The organism is Gracilibacillus sp. D59 (assembly GCF_052246695.1).
Classification (GTDB): domain Bacteria; phylum Bacillota; class Bacilli; order Bacillales; family Amphibacillaceae; genus Gracilibacillus.
In genome coordinates this window covers 202,594-219,883 of record NZ_JBQQCK010000001.1, presented here as the reverse complement: position 1 = coordinate 219,883, position 17,290 = coordinate 202,594, and the positions used below count along the sequence as shown (strand labels likewise).

General features: G+C 35.4%; 13 protein-coding genes and 1 pseudogene. 11 read left to right on the top strand and 3 right to left on the bottom strand.

The window, feature by feature from the left end; all coding sequences use genetic code 11:
* Nucleotides 1-125 precede the first annotated feature (125 nt).
* Together dat and ACTWP4_RS01090 are read left to right on the top strand one after the other, a co-directional pair.
* Nucleotides 126-980 (top strand): D-amino-acid transaminase, encoded by an 855-nt coding sequence (dat, locus tag ACTWP4_RS01095; RefSeq protein ID WP_443126914.1) that lies wholly within the window; start codon nucleotides 126-128, stop codon nucleotides 978-980.
* A gap of 46 nt (nucleotides 981-1,026) precedes the next feature.
* Complete coding sequence (locus ACTWP4_RS01090; protein ID WP_443126913.1) at nucleotides 1,027-3,033, top strand: O-antigen ligase family protein; 2,007 nt, start codon at nucleotides 1,027-1,029, stop codon at nucleotides 3,031-3,033.
* Between the two features lie 203 nt (nucleotides 3,034-3,236).
* Here ACTWP4_RS01090 and ACTWP4_RS01085 read toward each other — a convergent pair whose 3' ends face one another.
* The 3 genes and pseudogenes from ACTWP4_RS01085 to ACTWP4_RS01075 form a co-directional block, all read right to left on the bottom strand.
* Entirely contained in the window at nucleotides 3,237-3,614 is a 378-nt protein-coding gene (locus ACTWP4_RS01085) for an SET domain-containing protein (protein WP_443126912.1), read from the bottom strand.
* Nucleotides 3,615-3,967: 353 nt separating this feature from the next.
* Nucleotides 3,968-4,276, bottom strand: coding sequence for a hypothetical protein (locus ACTWP4_RS01080; RefSeq protein ID WP_443126911.1), 309 nt, complete (start codon nucleotides 4,274-4,276; stop codon nucleotides 3,968-3,970).
* Between the two features lie 161 nt (nucleotides 4,277-4,437).
* Nucleotides 4,438-4,638 (bottom strand): annotated as a pseudogene (locus ACTWP4_RS01075) (NAD(P)-binding protein); the annotation flags it as partial.
* A gap of 277 nt (nucleotides 4,639-4,915) precedes the next feature.
* Here ACTWP4_RS01075 and ACTWP4_RS01070 point away from each other — a divergent pair.
* The 9 genes from ACTWP4_RS01070 to ACTWP4_RS01030 all read left to right on the top strand — a co-directional run bounded on the left by ACTWP4_RS01070 (nucleotide 4,916) and on the right by ACTWP4_RS01030 (nucleotide 17,203).
* Nucleotides 4,916-6,652 carry a sensor histidine kinase gene (locus ACTWP4_RS01070; protein ID WP_443126910.1) on the top strand — a complete coding sequence of 579 codons (1,737 nt, stop codon included), beginning with the start codon at nucleotides 4,916-4,918 and terminating at the stop codon, nucleotides 6,650-6,652.
* Nucleotides 6,649-8,046: a response regulator transcription factor gene (locus ACTWP4_RS01065; protein WP_443126909.1), complete on the top strand. Its 1,398-nt coding sequence runs from the start codon at nucleotides 6,649-6,651 to the stop codon at nucleotides 8,044-8,046. The genes ACTWP4_RS01070 and ACTWP4_RS01065 overlap by 4 nt, the downstream gene beginning before the upstream one ends.
* Before the next feature lie 156 nt (nucleotides 8,047-8,202).
* Nucleotides 8,203-9,906 (top strand): extracellular solute-binding protein, encoded by a 1,704-nt coding sequence (locus tag ACTWP4_RS01060; RefSeq protein ID WP_443126908.1) that lies wholly within the window; start codon nucleotides 8,203-8,205, stop codon nucleotides 9,904-9,906.
* 256 nt (nucleotides 9,907-10,162) lie between these two features.
* Complete coding sequence (locus ACTWP4_RS01055; RefSeq protein WP_443126907.1) at nucleotides 10,163-11,053, top strand: ABC transporter permease; 891 nt, start codon at nucleotides 10,163-10,165, stop codon at nucleotides 11,051-11,053.
* Between the two features lie 18 nt (nucleotides 11,054-11,071).
* Entirely contained in the window at nucleotides 11,072-11,962 is an 891-nt protein-coding gene (locus tag ACTWP4_RS01050) for a carbohydrate ABC transporter permease (protein WP_443126906.1), read from the top strand.
* Between the two features lie 17 nt (nucleotides 11,963-11,979).
* Nucleotides 11,980-12,606, top strand: coding sequence for a YesL family protein (locus ACTWP4_RS01045; RefSeq protein ID WP_443126905.1), 627 nt, complete (start codon nucleotides 11,980-11,982; stop codon nucleotides 12,604-12,606).
* Nucleotides 12,603-14,273, top strand: coding sequence for a glycoside hydrolase family 2 protein (locus tag ACTWP4_RS01040; RefSeq protein WP_443126904.1), 1,671 nt, complete (start codon nucleotides 12,603-12,605; stop codon nucleotides 14,271-14,273). Before ACTWP4_RS01045 ends, ACTWP4_RS01040 begins: the two co-directional genes overlap by 4 nt.
* 46 nt (nucleotides 14,274-14,319) lie before the next feature.
* Nucleotides 14,320-15,456 carry a Gfo/Idh/MocA family protein gene (locus ACTWP4_RS01035; protein ID WP_443126903.1) on the top strand — a complete coding sequence of 379 codons (1,137 nt, stop codon included), beginning with the start codon at nucleotides 14,320-14,322 and terminating at the stop codon, nucleotides 15,454-15,456.
* 403 nt (nucleotides 15,457-15,859) lie between these two features.
* Nucleotides 15,860-17,203 (top strand): ABC transporter substrate-binding protein, encoded by a 1,344-nt coding sequence (locus ACTWP4_RS01030; protein ID WP_443126902.1) that lies wholly within the window; start codon nucleotides 15,860-15,862, stop codon nucleotides 17,201-17,203.
* Nucleotides 17,204-17,290 lie beyond the last annotated feature (87 nt).

Below are 17,290 nucleotides of genomic sequence, written 5' to 3'. Positions count from 1 at the left end.
AGTTGATTCTGAAGTCGCTACGTTTCAAAACGGGCGCTCTGCGCTTTTCTTACCTCCAGAAATAAAAGGCTAAACAATTCTTTTAACACATATGATAAAATGAAACCACTAAGGGGGAATTGGGAATGACAGATTACATGCTATGGAACAAGGAGATAGTGGAGCGTAAATCGGAAAATGCAATGGTTTCTTTTGAAGATCGTGGCTATCAATTTGGAGACGGTGTCTATGAAGTTATTCGTATATATGATGGGAAACTGCATGTCCTGGACTGGCATTTAGATCGCTTATTTTATTCGATGGAACAATTGGCAATTCGTGCTCCATTTTCCCGCGACGATATCAAACAACTATTAAAACAACTTATTGAAAAAAATCAATTCACAATAGACGGTAAAGTTTATTTACAAGTAACCAGAGGGATGCAGCCTCGGGATCATATTTATATGGAAGAATTAGATGCGATTTTCTATGCGACGATTGACCGTTTTGACCAGCCTGTTGACATGTGGGAAAAAGGTGTGAAGGTTACCTTGCAAGATGATATTCGCTGGCTACGCTGTGATATTAAGTCATTGAATTTGCTAGGGAATGTGTTAGCACGAACAAAAGCACAACGCCAAGGCTATTATGAACCTCTTTTCCATCGAGATGGTATTATCCGTGAATGTGGAGCTTCCAATTTCTATATGGTTAAAGATGGTATTATTCATACGCACCCAACTAATCAATATATTCTTGGTGGTATTACTAGAAAAAAAGTACTGATGCTCGCAGGCGAATTAGGCATACCGGTTAAAGAAAGGGAAATAGCAGTAGAGGAATTAGAGAATGCTGACGAATGTTTTCTAACTGCGACACCAATGGAGGTAGTGCCGATTATCCAAATAGATGAGAAGCCTGTCCACGGTAATGTTGGGGCAATCACAAAAACGTTACAACAATATTATCGAAAACGTGTTTATGATGATCTTGAATAATGGGACATTTAATTTGTCCCTTTGACTTAGTTAACGGAGGTTTACGATGCGTTGGTTTTTCTTTATATTTCTTGCGATTCTTTTCATGATTACTCCTTTTCAACAGGGATTGTATTTTGATACGGATTTTTATCCGATACATATGGTGATTTATTTACTTACGTTTTTGTTGCTGGTTAGGGTGTTATATTATCGCGATTTTACTGCTTGGAATGATATAGTACTGATCCTGTTCATTCCCATTTGTTACATATTTTCACTAATTCAAGCGAAACATCCTAATGGCGCGTTTGAAATGGTGTTTCGCTGGACAACTTATATTAGCTTTTTTTATCTATTATATTGGAGTGTAACTAAACACCACAACATAAGACAACTTGCTCCTTATATTTTTTATTTTTCTGGTGTAATGATTGCTTATCACATGCTGCTCAATCAATTTGGATTGGCAAATTATCCGGGGGCATTTATTAAAGGTCGCTTTGCTGGTGTCTTTCAATATCCCAATACCTTTGGAATGGTTATGATTGCTTTTTATATGTTCGGGCTTGTCATGTTGCTTGGCAAAAAGCAAGATTGGCGATATGTATTCTTTTACTCTATTCCATTAACTGCTTTTATAGTGACTTTCTTAGAATCATATTCAAGGGGAATGTATCTGATTTTTCCCCTTATTTGGCTGATTGGTATTTGCTTCTTTTCCTTTCAGCTTCAATTACGTTACATAATGTATTCGATGATTACCATACTGAGTGGCTTGTTTGTATTTATTATCTTACAAACTGGTAATCAGATGCTATCAGGTGTCACTACAGTTGTTATGTCACTGATATCCTTTTTGCTGATTTGGTGGATTTTCAGACAAGATAAATGGTCTCCTTTAAAAAGTAATAAGATCCATCGTAGTATATTGCCTTTGGTTATTGTTTTATGTGGTACTTTGCTAATCTTAGATATTGGTAACCAAGGGTTCTTTTACAAACAACTACCTGCTAGTTTACAAGAGAGAATTACTAGTATTAGCGGTAGCTCGACTGCTAGAGAAAGAGTACTCATGTTAGAAGACGCAATAGAGGCTAGTTCAGATGCTCGATGGACAGGATACGGAGGGAAAGCTTGGGAATCGATATATCGTGATTATCAGCAATTACCTTATCAAGCTAAGAAAATTCATAATGAATTTGTAGAAATAATAGTAGATATTGGTTATCCAGGATTTCTTATCATTATTTGCATTTTAGGTTACTTTTTGGTTCGAATATGGCAAAATATGCGCGATGCGGACGATCGATCCATATATATTGCGATTTTATTAAGTTTATGTACAATTTTTGCTCACAGCTTTATTGATTTTAATTTAGCCTTTGGTTTTGTTGTTTTCATGATTTTCTGGTTAATGGCAATAGGTTTAAAAACATCTACTAAACCAAACGAACCAAAAAAATTACCATTCTATACTTTAGGAATGTATGCTGTTATTCTATTATTTGCACTCATCTTTTCCTATCGGTTTATGCAAGCAGATATTGCCTATCAAAAAGCGATGGATAAGGAAAATCTAGTAGAACGAGAACAATATCTTGTAAAGGCGACGAGCTATAATTCATTTGATACAGAATACTGGTATCAGTTAAGCGAAACGTTAATAGATCAACAGGATGAAATGGAAGTAAACGACTCTATCATAAAAAATGCGGTAGATAATATGGCTACATTAGAACCTTTAAACTCGCAAGTGATGTTTCAATCTGGTGTATTACTGGAAAAAATCAATGAAAAGAAGAAAGCATTGAATCACTATAAGCGTGCATTAGAACTAGATCCATTTGATTCAAGAATTTATCAAGCGATCATATCAATTTCCGTTGATTTAGTTAAATCGCAAGAAAATAATAGGTATGCAGAAATAGCTGTGGAAACATATGAGAGGATGTTAACTGTAAATCAGCGTCTAGAAGCGAACGAATTGAGTAAATACCATAACAATCGTGGTTTTGAGATAACAGATAAAATTGAGGCGAATATAGAGAAGGTGAAAGCCTTACTTCAATAGGGAGAGGTGGATTTGACGATCATTTTTGTCAATCATCGTCTTAAAATACATCATTTTAACATGTCGAAAGTACCGATACATGGAATGCGTTTTCCAATAGGCAAACCTAAATCATCTCCACTTATTTATAAATTCAATACTTCTATTTCAATAAAAAAACAGTTTTCCTGCTTGAAGAAAACTGTTTACTTTATTGGCCCATTTTAATCTTGATTAAACCATAATTCATCTTTGTTATCAACGTCACCATTATAATTAATTAGAATCTCATCTCCAGCTTTTATATCTGTGAAAGCATAAAATTCAAATGTGTGATTGCTGAAATTAATCTTATAATCTGCATTAGGTTCATAAGAATGGTTAAATAACATTCCATAACCAAGAAGAATAGCAGAATGGTTCATACCATACTCAAAAGCGTAGTCCTCGAGTAATGTTTTCTCAATGTGTTGATGCTGATCGTTTGGATAAGCAATCACAGGTGCTTCATGTAAAAGCTCTCCTTTTTTGATATCAACTGTTGCAAATACCCCTCTATTGAATTCTCCATCACTAACTGAAGATGTTTTTATCTCAATCATGTTGTCCACCTACTCACTATTAAAGTAATATTTATAACCGCAACATTTAGTTTAACACTTTTTGTGTAGAAAAGAGACATTCCCAACAAATCTTTGGCAATCTTTTTGTGTAATATGCTCTCCTTTAGTCGGACATCTGATTCGTTATTTGTATTAAAAAAGCTATTTTTAAGGTCTAAGTGGACATCTAGTTCGTTATTTACTTAAATTCCTAAGAAATCTACTTCTATTTTGTTAAATAACGGAACAGATGTCCATGAACAACCAAATATCATTGTTCTCACCAGATATAACGGAATAAATGTCCGTGTTACTGTTATCTGTGCTTTATTTAAAATTCTACCCCCATAGGATTAAGGCCCACCTTGTAAAGTATAAACCAAAAATTCTTCATCATTTTTCTTTAGAAAAAGAAGTGTAGGGACTGTTTTATATTTTTTTAATACTTTTTCTCCATCTTCAGAAATCATAACTTCCATTCCATTTACTTTATCTTCAAGTAGCTCTACTTGCCCATACTTTTCAATAAACTTATCTGCAGTATAAATAACAGGATTATTATAAGTTCTTCCGTTATATGTTACTTTTTCCTCTGTAGCACAAGAAGTTGACAATAAAAGAATAATAATAAGCGTTATGGTAAGTCTTGCTTTGATTTGCATCATACCACCCTTTACTTTGTACAAGAAACTGCGTTAGCCAAATGATTATTTACTAATTTTGTTTACAATATATTCTGCATCATATCCTACACCTTGTAATAATGCAGATCCACGTCTAAATTGCCATGGTAATCCAATAAAATATAATCTCATTATGTTTGTTTATCTCCACTTACAGGTAATCCAGGTAAGGAACTATACATTCGTGGTGTAAATAAAACTAATGAATCATATCTTTCTTTCCAATTTGCGCCAACTTCACCTTCTTTATCTATAAGCAAGAAGTTTTGATTGGCATTTTTTAAGTAGTAGCCGATTGCAAGACCAGCTTGACCAGCTCCAATTACAATTGTATCGTACATTATTTATCCTCCACCCGAATATGACTATGTGCTCATACAATTATTCTAATAAAAAGAAATTTTAAGTACAACTAAAATTACCATATCATAACGTACCTTGAACAAACATGTAAAAGATGCTATTGTAATTATACTTTTATCACGGTGCTAATCGTCCGTAGAATCCCTACTTCAAGATTCGGGTAATTCAAGCTAAGTGGGGAATAAGGGACTATAACACCCTGATGGAAGTTTCATTTTATGTAACCGCTATCAAAAAACGAGGAGGTGTAATAACTTGAAACAATTATTTGGTAGAGTGATTCTTTTCTTTGAAAGGTTAAGTTTGAAAAGTAGAATCTCGCTAGTGTTTGCTTTAAGTACTTTTTTACTTCTCATGTTCACGATTATGTTTTCCTATCAATCCATGTCAAATATTCTAACGAATAAATTACATGCTACCTTCAATAGTAATTTACAACAAATCCGCTTGTCGATGGAAAATACAATAGAAGACTTAAATTATGTTGCTCAGCAAATTGCCTTTTCTGAAAATCTTACCTTTAAGCTTGATGATTATTTACATTCATCTCCATCTTACGATCGTGTCAAAGTTTATGAGGAGATAAAAAATGAATTAAATGTGATTACCTTCAGTAATCCAGGTATTGGTTTATCGTTACTTTATTTAAAAGAAAAGGATGAGTATCTATTTTATAACCATGGAGTCAAAGAAGAATTTTCATTAGACAATGATCCGTTATTGGATGAAGGATATAACATGCATACTTACGGTCCGCACATAAGTATGGAGCAATACAAGGATAAATATGTACTGTCTGTAGCTAGAAAATTAGATGTTAACTATGCTGATGACATATATATTTATTTAGAATCAAACCTTGATTTAACGAAGGATCTTTTAGAGGTTGACAATGTATTGAATCATGCAGATTATATAATTTTAGATGATACGAAAGATATCATCTATAGTGAAAATGCTACTTTTCCTGTAAATAGTTCCTTCAATGGCAATGAAAAAGGTTATGGTAAAAATAATGGATTTTACTGGTTTGAAGAGCCTGCGGAAAAAGGATGGAGTATTGTCGCGTTAATCCCTATATCGGAGTATAACGAGGAAATGAATCAATGGGTTATTTTGATGATTTACATTGCCATTCTATTTGTTCTTATCAGTCTCATTGTTTCCTTGTTATTATGGAAGACACTATACAAGCCTTTAAATGAATTTCGTCATGAAATTAAATTAATGGGGAACAACAATTTTCATTCCGAAATTGTCCATACCAAAATACCTGAATTTGTTGATTTAATAAACCGATTTCGTAATATGAGAGTACAAATTGTCAGTCTGATTCAGGAGATCGAACAAAAGGAAAGGAAACGTGCTGACTTAGAAGTAGAAAAATTAAAACATCAAATCAACCCTCATTTTTTAATGAATACATTAGATACCGCAAAGTGGTTGGCTATCTCCGGAGACAAGAAAGAACTTACTAGTCTATTAACCTCTCTAAATAAATTACTCTATTATAACATGGGGAAACTAGGGATATTATCAACACTTGAAGAAGAGTTAGATTCGATGAAACAATATTTAATGCTGCAGCAAATTCGGTATGATTTCGAATATGTGACAAATGTGAATGTACCGGTAGATGTTCTGCAAGCTCCTATCCCAAGATTTATCTTGCAGCCATTGGTAGAGAATTCACTGTATCATGGGTTAGTGGACGAAGGAACAATAGAAATTACAATTAATCTCAACGGTGAAATGATTGTTATCGAAGTACGTGATGATGGCAGAGGAATGACGAGAGAGAAAATGGACGAGATTCTAAATAATCAAACTTTTAAGCAGACAAAGAATGGCATGGGGATTGGATTGAATTATGTCAAGAGAATGATGGAAAGAACATATGGGAGTTATGCAGAGATTGAAATGGATAGCACGGTTGGTAAAGGAACGGCAGTCCGATTGCGAATACCACATATAAAGGGTGATATCAAATGATTAAAGTGTTAATAGTGGAAGATGACAAGTTAGTTAGAAAAAGTTTCATCTCTTCCTTTCAATGGGAACAATTTGATATGAAAATAGTTGGAGATGCCAAAAATGGAGAAAAAGCTTTGGAATTTATTGAAGAATATGATGTGGATTTGATCATTACCGATTTAGCGATGCCAATTATGTCAGGAATAGAACTTATTCGGATTGTAAAAGAAAAATATCCAGAAATTTTTATTGTCGTACTATCCTTACATCAGGATTTTGAATATATACAGGAAGCGATGCGGTTAGGTGCAATTGATTATATCGCAAAAATTGAGTTGGATGGTAATGACATGGATGATATTTTGGTTCGGATTCAGCACAGGATTGAAAAGGAATCAGAAAAGCAATCTGCTAAACCTACCGCTGAAGAAGGAACATGGACTAGTGGTTATACACTGATATCAGAGAAAATTCTTGCTGTTGAAAAGGCACTAAAAGAGTTTATGGATATGAAAAATATCTGTAAATGGAGTGATTATTGTGTTCTAGTAAAAAGCGATACATTCCCCCCTGAGGAAATCATACAGAAAATGACCGATACAACATATGATATCCGTCCATTGCTTCTTGTTTATCCAGAAACAGAAGATGATTTTAATGAAATCAAGGAATGTACATCTCCTTATCATCAACAGTTATTGTTTTATGAAGTAAGCCATGATAGACAAATAGCTGTCCAATCATTTCATTGTCTGCACAAACCATTACAGGTAACGAAGCAACAACTGGAAAATTGGAAAGATAGATTAATTTCATCGGAATGGATAGTAAATAAACGAGAATTAAAGCGTTTATTATCTGATTTATATGAGGCCCGTTTTCCAGGGAGTCAATTAGAGCAACTGTTATCCTGGCTTGTTAATGAATATAAACGATTATATCGAGATATTCTTCCTCAAGAGATTACACACCCAGTTGGAGTGGACTATTGGAGTGATTTGGAGCAATGGTTCAGTCAATTTCAGCGAGTCATATATACGACGGTATTCAGTCCAGCCTATTCGCTTGAGACAAACCAATGCATCTTAAAGGCTATTACTATTATTGAACGTGAGCTTTCCTCACCGTTGACAGCTCAATATATTGCGCAACAAGTAAATATGAGTCGAAGTTATTTTTCCACTTGTTTTAAAGATATAGTTGGTGAAACATTTAATGAATATGTTCGGATTGCGAGAATGAATAAAGCGAAGGATTATCTTTTATATACGCGAGAAAAAATTGGCGTTATTTCTGATAAGGTCGGATATGCTGATATAAAATATTTTAGTAAAGTATTTCGTCAGACTACAGGGCTTTTACCTAGTGAATATCGCAAATTAAATAAAAAGGGGTCAAATGTTTCCATATAGTAAGGGAAATGTTGTTTCCTTTTATAGAAGAGATTTAAAATAATCTAAAAAGGACAATTGTCCCCATTTATTCGAAACAACCCTCTTATTGAATACGCTTACATTATTGTTATGATTATATTGAAAAATAAAATTCAAGGAAAAGAGGGGAATAGGATGCTAAGAAAGTACTTATTTTTATTATTTTTGGCGTTAGTATTAGTCGCTTGTTCTGATGATGATGCAGGATCAGAATCAAATGATGGAAATGATCCGGAAAATAGTGAAACAGAAACATCTTCTGAGCCGGCCGATCCATTTGGTGCATATGAAGAAACACTTACGATTGCGATCGGTCAAGAAGTCGATCCTAGTGATACCAGTTTACAAGATGGTGATACTCCACTTGATAACCAGTACACAAGACATGTTAAGGAAAATTTAAATATTGAAGTAGAGCATGCATTTACCGCATCACCATCTAATTACGATCAAAAAGTAAGTCTTGCAATAGCGAGTAATGACTTACCAGATGCGATGGTTGTAGGTCCAGTTGAACTAAGACAACTGGTAGAAGCCGATCAAATTGCCGATCTGACAGAAGTATATGAAAATTATGCATCTCCTGCAATTAAAGAAATTATCGATAGTTCAAATGGAGTTGCACTTGAAAATGCTACCTTTGATGGAAAGATCATGGCCATACCTAACTCACAAGCTAGTGCCGATGGTGTGCATAATTTATGGATTAGAAAAGACTGGCTTGACAAACTTGGTCTTGAACCGCCAAAAACCATTGAAGATTTTAAAGCAGTAGCAAAAGCTTTTGTAGAACAAGATCCTGACGGGAACGGACAGGATGATACGATTGGTTTAGCTGGACCGGATACCAGTAATAAATTGTATGCTAATTTTCTGGAGTCCACAAACAATTTATATGGTTTTGATGGGATATTTTCAGCGCTGCACGCTTATCCAGGATATTGGATAGAAGGAGATGACGGACAGCCGGTTTACGGATCCATATTACCAGAAACGAAAGAAGCCTTATCTGTTTTGCGGGATATGTACAGTGAAGGGTTAATTGATCCGGAAATGGGTGTGCGAGAGGACTCTGGTGAATCTGTCATTAGTGGAAATACCGGCATGTTCTTTGGACCGTTTTGGATGCCGTATGGTCCGATAACAGATGCTGTAACGAATAATCCGGACGCTAACTGGCAATCATATGCTCTTCCACTTGATGCCAATGGAGAATATACACCTCACTTAAGTACAACTACAACACAATATGTTGTGGTTCGAAAAGGGTATGAACATCCAGAAGCTGCGATGAAAATTTTAAATAATTTATTAGCTAACGAGTCTGAATTTGATCCTAGTAAAGGTGGTCCTGGATATTATCCGCTACGACTTGTTTATGCACCTGCAGATGAAATGGAGGTAACAACCGTAGCGCTTCGTGAAGTGCTTGCAGGAACGAAAGAGCCAGAAGATTTTTATGATATGCCTGCCTATAAATTGCTGAAATCCGATGTGGACACGATTCATGAAGTGAAATTAGAGCCATATGACAAAATGGATATTCAATATTGGGATCCTCAGGCGAATTTAGGGCAATGGACGAGGGCATATTCAGCGTTAGTAGGAACGGCTCCTTTAGTTGATACGGAAATAAAGGGTGTTAAAAGCTTAATTTATTCTCAAACGAAAACTATGGAAGATAGATGGGTTAATCTAAAAAAATTAGAAGAAGAAACATTTTTAAAAATCATTATGGGTACAGAACCACTTGACTCTTTTGACCAGTTTGTTGAGGAGTGGAAGAGTCAAGGAGGAGACCAGATTACCGAAGAAGTCGCAGAAGTTGTAAACAAATAATAAAGTGAGACTTTGATCAGTAGGGGTCTTACAGACGGTTAGCACCGTGATAAATAAACCAAAAAGCGTCGAATTATTCGGCGCTTTTTAAAAAAAGTAGATGTGCAAATAACATAACTACGACGTATTTTCTGGTGGATATGTTTCCTTTCATCTTTTTAGTAATGAGTGCTTTAAACTTAGCACGCAACAAAATTCAAAACGTTACAGTTTGGTTTTGAAAGAAAGATTTAGTTGATCGGGGAGGTAGAATGTCATGAAGGCTAAGGGTTTTGCGAAGCATTATTATTTGATGTTGATACCCGGGTTTGTATGGCTAACTTTATTTAGTATTGTACCAATGTTTGGCATCATGATTGCTTTTCAAGATTACAATCCTGGAGAAGGTGTTTTTGGCTCGGAATTTGTCGGACTGGAAACATTTACGTATATGTTTGAATTAAGTGATACGGTAAACGTGTTTTTTAATACGATATTTATTGCTGTTATGAAGATTATTGGAAATCTCATCGTTCCGCTCGTCTTTGCCTTAATGTTAAATGAAGTAAGATATATGGGGCTAAAAAGGTCACTCCAAACGATTGTATATTTACCCCATTTTCTTTCATGGGTTATCTTAGGTGGGGTATTACTGGATATTTTTGCGTATGGTGGTCCAATTAATCAATTGATCGGAGTATTCGGTATTGACCCTATTTTATTTTTTGGTCGTGCAGATCTCTTTCCTTTCTTAGTGGTAGGTAGTGATGTGTGGAAGGAATTTGGGTTTAATACGATTATATATTTAGCTGCTTTAACCGGAATCAATCCAGCACTTTATGAAGCAGCAGGCATTGATGGTGCATCGAGGCTCCGTATGCTATGGCATGTTACTTTACCAGGAATTCGTACCACTGCTGTTTTATTAGCAGTATTAAGTTTAGGCAATGTGCTAAATGCAGGATTTGATCAAATATTTAACTTGTATAACCCTCTCGTATATTCAACAGGAGATATTATCGATACATGGGTTTATCGTGCAGGTTTATTAAATTTACAGTATGAATTGGCGACGGCTGTTGGCGTATTAAAATCTGTCGCAGGTTTTATTTTAATTAGTTTGTCGTATTACTTGGCTTATCGATTTACAAATTACCGAATCTTTTAAGGAAGGGGGCAAAAGCATATGTTAAGAAGTAAGTCATTATCTTCCAAAATAGCGGATGCAGTTTTGATTATTATATTAGTAACAATTGCGATTACTTGTATTCTACCTTTATGGTATACGTTATCTTTATCTTTAAGTTCCAAGACAGCTGCAGCGGCTGGTGCTGTTGCCTTATGGCCGGTAGAATTTAATTTTAATTCCTATCAACAGTTACTTCAAGATAGTCAATTTTTTAAATCGTTCTGGATATCGATACAGCGTGTTGTCCTAGGTGCAGGGCTTAATTTTATTATCGTACCTTTGATGGCGTATCCTTTATCCAAGACTGTGAAAGATTTTAAAGGACGAAATGTATTAATGTGGACGTTGATTTTTACCATGTTATTTAATGGTGGCTTGATCCCACTCTATCTCACGGTAAAAGCCTACGGGTTAATGAACAGTATATGGGCGTTAGTTTTAGTTGGTGGTGCCCAAACGATTGTTTTTAATATCATTCTCGCTATTAACTTTTTTAGAAACCTTCCTTCTTCTTTAGAAGAGGCAGCTTTAGTTGATGGTGCAGGTCCATGGTATATTTTAACAAAAGTATATATTCCATTATCTATTCCAGTTCTTGCAACAGTTTCGCTTTTTAGTATTGTCTATCATTGGAATGAGTTTTTATATGGACTCATTTTCATGACAAGAGAAGAGTTTTATCCGCTACAGACGTATATTCAACAGCTGGTGGTATCGGTGGATCCTTCGACGATGACAGAGGATCAATATAAACGGTTAAGTGAATTATCTAATCGAACATTAGATGCTGCCAAAATCTTTATTGCGATGATTCCTGTATTAGTGGTGTATCCATTTTTACAAAGATACTTTATTCATGGTATCACTTTAGGTTCAGTTAAAGAGTAGAAGGGGGAGAGACAGGAATGGAGCGGGTCTACTATCTTGCTGAATTTGTTTTACGAGTTGTCTATTTAAATATTTTAGTTATTGTATTTAGTTTGCTTGGACTAATTTTTTTCGGATTCTTCCCGGCAATGACTGCTGCTTTTTATATTGTTAGAAAATGGCTAACAGGGTATAGTGATATTAAGATAACCAAACATTTTTATAAAGTATTTAAAAAGGAATTTTTCAAAAGTAATGGTGTTGGCTTGTTATTAACAATGATTGGTTTATTGTTATATATAAATTTAACGATTGCAGATATGATTAATCATTCACTGGTACATCTAAGTTATTTTCCGATTTTAACGGTTTTTGTATTGTTTCTCTGCCTATCCTTATTTGTAATTCCTATATATATCCATTTTCGATCTTCACTCTTGTCTGTTATCAAACATGCTTTTTTGCTGTTATTTGTTGATCCGCTCAATACATTGTTATTGTTGATAACGGTTTCAATTTTTTGTATGATAATGAAGACGATACCAGGATTTATTCCGGTATGTGGTTTAAGTGGGTTAGCGTTGATTGTTATGCACTTTAGTTTGAAAACGTTTGAAAAAGTTACCATCATACAAGGGATTGAGAGAAAGGAAGTCACATTATGATACGTTTGTTTCAAAACCATCATGTAAGAAAATATCAAGAATTAGATGGACTATGGGATTTTCAGCCTTTAGGTGAGAATAGTAAAGTGGAAGATATGGAAGGGTATGATTATCAATTGCCTGTTCCTGGTTGTTGGGAATCACACCCTTCCTTTGCCAATTATCGTGGAAATGCAGCCTATCGCAAAAAGGTTATAATAAAAAATAAAACACATTTACATTTGGTTTGTAAGGGAGTTAGTCATACTGCAGACATTTATTTTGATGGAAGTTTTGTAACGTCTCACTATAATGCCTATACTCCTTTTTCTCATGTAATAAAAAATGTCACAGAAGGTGAGCATGAACTCATCATCATCGTTGATAACCGTTTCACAGATCAATCCTCCTTGCATATACCGAATGATTATTATACGTATGGCGGTATCATAAGACCTGTAGCAATCGAATGGATTGGCGATGTAATGGTGAATCAAGTGAAAAGCCTTGCTATAAAAAGTGGGGAGAGTTGGAATCTGGAATTAGAGGTTGATATCACGTTATTAGAGGATGTTCAGGACAGTTACTATCTAAAAGGAAAAATTGCTAATCAAACATTTGAGGTTGATCTAAAGGACAAAAACTTAAAGTTTAATCATTTGATAGAAGGGTTAAAGGTATCGGAATGGTCTCCAGATGCCCCTCAATTGTACGAATTAGAATTGCAAATAGTAAGAAAAAGAGATGAAGTGGTTGTTGACGATTATATAGATAGGATTGGATTTCGAGATGTCACAACCAAAAACGGAAAGATCCAAGTAAACGGTGAGGATGTTGTTTTAAAAGGGTTTAATCGTCATGAGGATCATGCGATTGTCGGTGCTTCTTTTCCGTTCAGTTTGATGGTGAAGGATTTAGAGTTAATGAAGGATATCGGAGCAAATGCGGTTCGAACCAGTCATTATCCAAATGATGAGCTCTTTCTCGACTTATGTGATGAAATGGGTTTTCTTGTTTGGGAGGAAAATCATGCTCGTGGTTTGAGTTTAGAGCGAATGCAGCATCCGCTTTTCCGCAAGCAGTGTGAGCAGGTAAACCAGGAAATGGTAGAGAATCATTATAACCATCCTTCTATTATAATCTGGGGAATTTTAAACGAATGTGCGAGTAATACCGAACAAGGGCGGAAGATGTATCAAGAGCAATTAGAACAAATTCGTGCCCTCGATACAAGTCGCCCTCTGACTTTTGCTTCTCATCATCGAGCAGCGGAGCTTTGTTTTGATTTAGTTGATATTGTCTCGTTTAATTTATATCCACAATGGTATACAGATGAAGATCCCAGTGAACTAGCTGATCAAGCAAGAAAGTGGGCAGATCAGTTAGGTGGAAAAGGAAAACCAATGATTATGAGTGAATTTGGTGCTGATGGATTATATGGATACCGGTCACCAACTGCAGTAAAAGGAACAGAAGAAAGGCAGACAATGATTATCGAAGCAAACTTGGATGCTTATATGAAAAAAGATTACATATCCGGTATGTTCATATGGCAATTTGCCGATTGCCGCGTAACCGAAGAAGACTGGTTTATGACAAGAGCTGGAACGCAAAACAACAAAGGTATCGTAAACAGCTACCGTCAACCAAAACTATCCTATCAAATTATTAAAAACAAATGGAGCTAATGCACCAATATGATTAGTACATTTGCAAAAAAAGGAGGCAAATGCCTTGCCAATAAAAGTAGGGATCGTTGGACTCGGATTACAAGGATCGAAATATGCATCACTTATTTATGACGGACAAGTAAAAGGGATGCAATTAACAGCAGTCAGTTCACGTAGCTCTGAGAAACGAGACTATGCTGAGGACCGTTATAAAGATGTGCTATTCTATCATGATTATCGAGATTTAATCAAAGAACCTTCAGTTGAAGCTGTTATTATTTGTGTTCCACATTTTCAGCATGTTGAGGTTGCTACGGCATCACTTTTGCAAAATAAGCATGTGTTGACAGAAAAGCCGCTAAGTGTACATACAAAAGAGCTTGAACCTCTAAGGCGATTAGCAGAAGAAAAACCTGACTTGAGCTTTGGGATTATCTTTAATCAACGAGCTAAGCCAGGTTATCAAATGTTAAAGGATTTGTTAGAGGAAAATGCTATCGGAAAGATAAGAAACTGGCAATGGACAGCGACTAAAACATGGCGACCTCAGGCTTATTACGAACAGAATGAATGGCGTGCAACATGGAATGGGGAAGGTGGAGGTGTGTTGATCAATCAAGCCTCCCACCATATTGATTTAATAGCCTGGTTATTTGGAATGCCTCAAAAAGTATATGCACACATTAAGTATGGATCGCAACGAGACATTACCGTCGATGATGACGTAACAACTGTTCTTACCTATGCTAATGGGATGTCAGGTGTTTTCACTACTCGTACACATGACTTTTTCGGGACAGACCGGCTTGAGATACTTGGAGATAATGGAAAAATTATTATAGAAAACGGAAAGTCCATGAATATAAAAGTATTCGATCAAAAAGAACAGCTATGGAGTCAAGGATTAGATATATCTGAATTTAAGGCTATTGAGGAAAATGCCCCTCATTACCAGAAAAAAGGTTACGAGTTTCGGGAAGTGAAGCAAAATCCATATGTAAGCATCATGCACAATTTTAGTGAAAGTATAACAGAAAATACCCCATTATATGCCACTAGAATAGATGGTGAACGTAATGTAGAGCTGATCAATGCTATATATTTATCGGATTGGTTACAAAAAGAAGTGGAAATACCTTTTGACCCATCGTTTTATCTTGAGCAATTACATAAGATTATGGAAAAAGAAAGAGAAGGCTAGTTTTTATGGTCTTCTCTTTCTATATGCGTTCTATTTTAATTTGCTCTTATGTTGTGGCAAAGTGGTGTTCGTTGCTAAGAAATTACGTTCTGTATTTGCCCTAACATTTTTAAGGTTATATTTTTTCTTTGGCATTGTATTCAACTCCTTTGTCTGGCTTATTTATCACGGTGCTAATCGTCCGTAAACCCCCACTGGTGGAAGTCTCCCTTTTAATATGTGCACCTGAGAAATGTTTATGAATTTTTTGCACAATCCCTTTATCCAACAGATCCTATGTTTCATAACCAACATTTTCACGTTAACCTAAGATTTTTTATGGAAGCCCTTACTTTTCTTTATTCATTTGTAAAGGCTTACAATATAAAATAAACTTAACTTATGAAGAAAGGGGTAATTAGTGATGAAGAAGTGGTATTTATTTTTAGTTTTAGCATTTTTAACTGCTTTGGTTGTTGCTTGCAGTTCAGATTCTGCTAGTGAAAATGAAGGAGATGCAGGATCTGAAGACACAACAGAGACAGAAAGTAATGAAGAAGGATCGGATAAAGAAGAAGTGACTTTACGAGTAGCATGGTGGGGTGGTCAGGAACGACATGATCGCACATTACAAGTCATTGAAATGTACGAAGAGCAAAATCCTCATGTAACAATAGAGGCAGAGTACTCCGGTTTCGATGGTTATTTTGACAAATTAAATACGCAGTTAGCAGCAGGGAATGCGCCAGATGTTATTCAATTTGGTGGTAACTTAAATGACTTTGTTGCTCGTGACGTTATATTACCATTAGACGATTATGTCGGAAATGAAATTGATACAAGCTTACATGGTCAAAGTATGTTAGATTCTGCTACATTTAATGATAAATTATATGGTCTAACACTTGGTACAACAGCATGGGGGTTATTATTAAATGAAACAGCCTTCAAAGAAGCAGGAATTTCCATGCCAAGTAAAGAATGGACTTGGGAGGATTTTAAGGAGATAACACCACAATTAACAGAAAACCTGGATGGAACGTATGGTACAGGTGATTTTGGTGAAGACGGATTCGGTGTTTTCTTAGCACAAAGGGATAAATATACTTATTTAGATGGTGAAGTTGGTTTCGGAGTTGAGGATGTAAAAGATTGGTTCAATTTATGGAAAGAACTTCGTGAAAGTGGAGGAGCTGCCATCCCAGAGGTTCAAGTATCTGCATCTCAAACACCAGAACAATCCTTAATTGTTCAAGGTGATGTTGCGATTGAATCGATTGCTAGTAACCAGCTAAGTGCCTACGCTGGTGCGACAGAGGATGAATTCAAACTGTACCCATATCCATATAATGCTGAAACTGGCAAAAATGGTGTTTCTTTAAGACCAAGTCAGTATTTTGCCGCATATAAGGACACAAAGCATCCAAAAGAAGCCGCTAAATTTATGAATTTCTTCGTGAATAACGTTGAAGCAACAGAAATATTAGGTAATGATCGTGGTGCACCGGTTAACTCAGAAGTTCGTGCTAATTTAATTGAAAAAGCAGATGAACTAGACCAGGCTGTATATAATTACATTGATTTAGTAAATGAAACATCTGATGCACCATATATTCCAAACTTACCGGGTTACAACGAAAACACTCAATTATTCACGGAAACAGAACAAATCATTTACTATGAACAAAAATCAGTAGACGAAGCTTCAGAAGACTATTATGAGGAATTACTTAAAAATATTGAGAAATATGAAGTGAAAGAAGAATAAATAGTTGGATAACAAAGTGACTCCCGAGTGAGTCACTTTGTTCCATCCATCTACATTTTGAAGTCTTGGTCTATTTTGAATTTCAGG

Coding starts and splice junctions, on each gene's coding strand:
- dat (WP_443126914.1), top strand. CDS start 126: ATGACAGATTACATGCTATGGAACAAGGAGATAGTGGAGCGTAAATCG.
- ACTWP4_RS01090 (WP_443126913.1), top strand. CDS start 1,027: ATGCGTTGGTTTTTCTTTATATTTCTTGCGATTCTTTTCATGATTACT.
- ACTWP4_RS01085 (WP_443126912.1), bottom strand. CDS start 3,614: ATGATTGAGATAAAAACATCTTCAGTTAGTGATGGAGAATTCAATAGA.
- ACTWP4_RS01080 (WP_443126911.1), bottom strand. CDS start 4,276: ATGCAAATCAAAGCAAGACTTACCATAACGCTTATTATTATTCTTTTA.
- ACTWP4_RS01065 (WP_443126909.1), top strand. CDS start 6,649: ATGATTAAAGTGTTAATAGTGGAAGATGACAAGTTAGTTAGAAAAAGT.
- ACTWP4_RS01060 (WP_443126908.1), top strand. CDS start 8,203: ATGCTAAGAAAGTACTTATTTTTATTATTTTTGGCGTTAGTATTAGTC.
- ACTWP4_RS01055 (WP_443126907.1), top strand. CDS start 10,163: ATGAAGGCTAAGGGTTTTGCGAAGCATTATTATTTGATGTTGATACCC.
- ACTWP4_RS01050 (WP_443126906.1), top strand. CDS start 11,072: ATGTTAAGAAGTAAGTCATTATCTTCCAAAATAGCGGATGCAGTTTTG.
- ACTWP4_RS01045 (WP_443126905.1), top strand. CDS start 11,980: ATGGAGCGGGTCTACTATCTTGCTGAATTTGTTTTACGAGTTGTCTAT.
- ACTWP4_RS01040 (WP_443126904.1), top strand. CDS start 12,603: ATGATACGTTTGTTTCAAAACCATCATGTAAGAAAATATCAAGAATTA.
- ACTWP4_RS01030 (WP_443126902.1), top strand. CDS start 15,860: ATGAAGAAGTGGTATTTATTTTTAGTTTTAGCATTTTTAACTGCTTTG.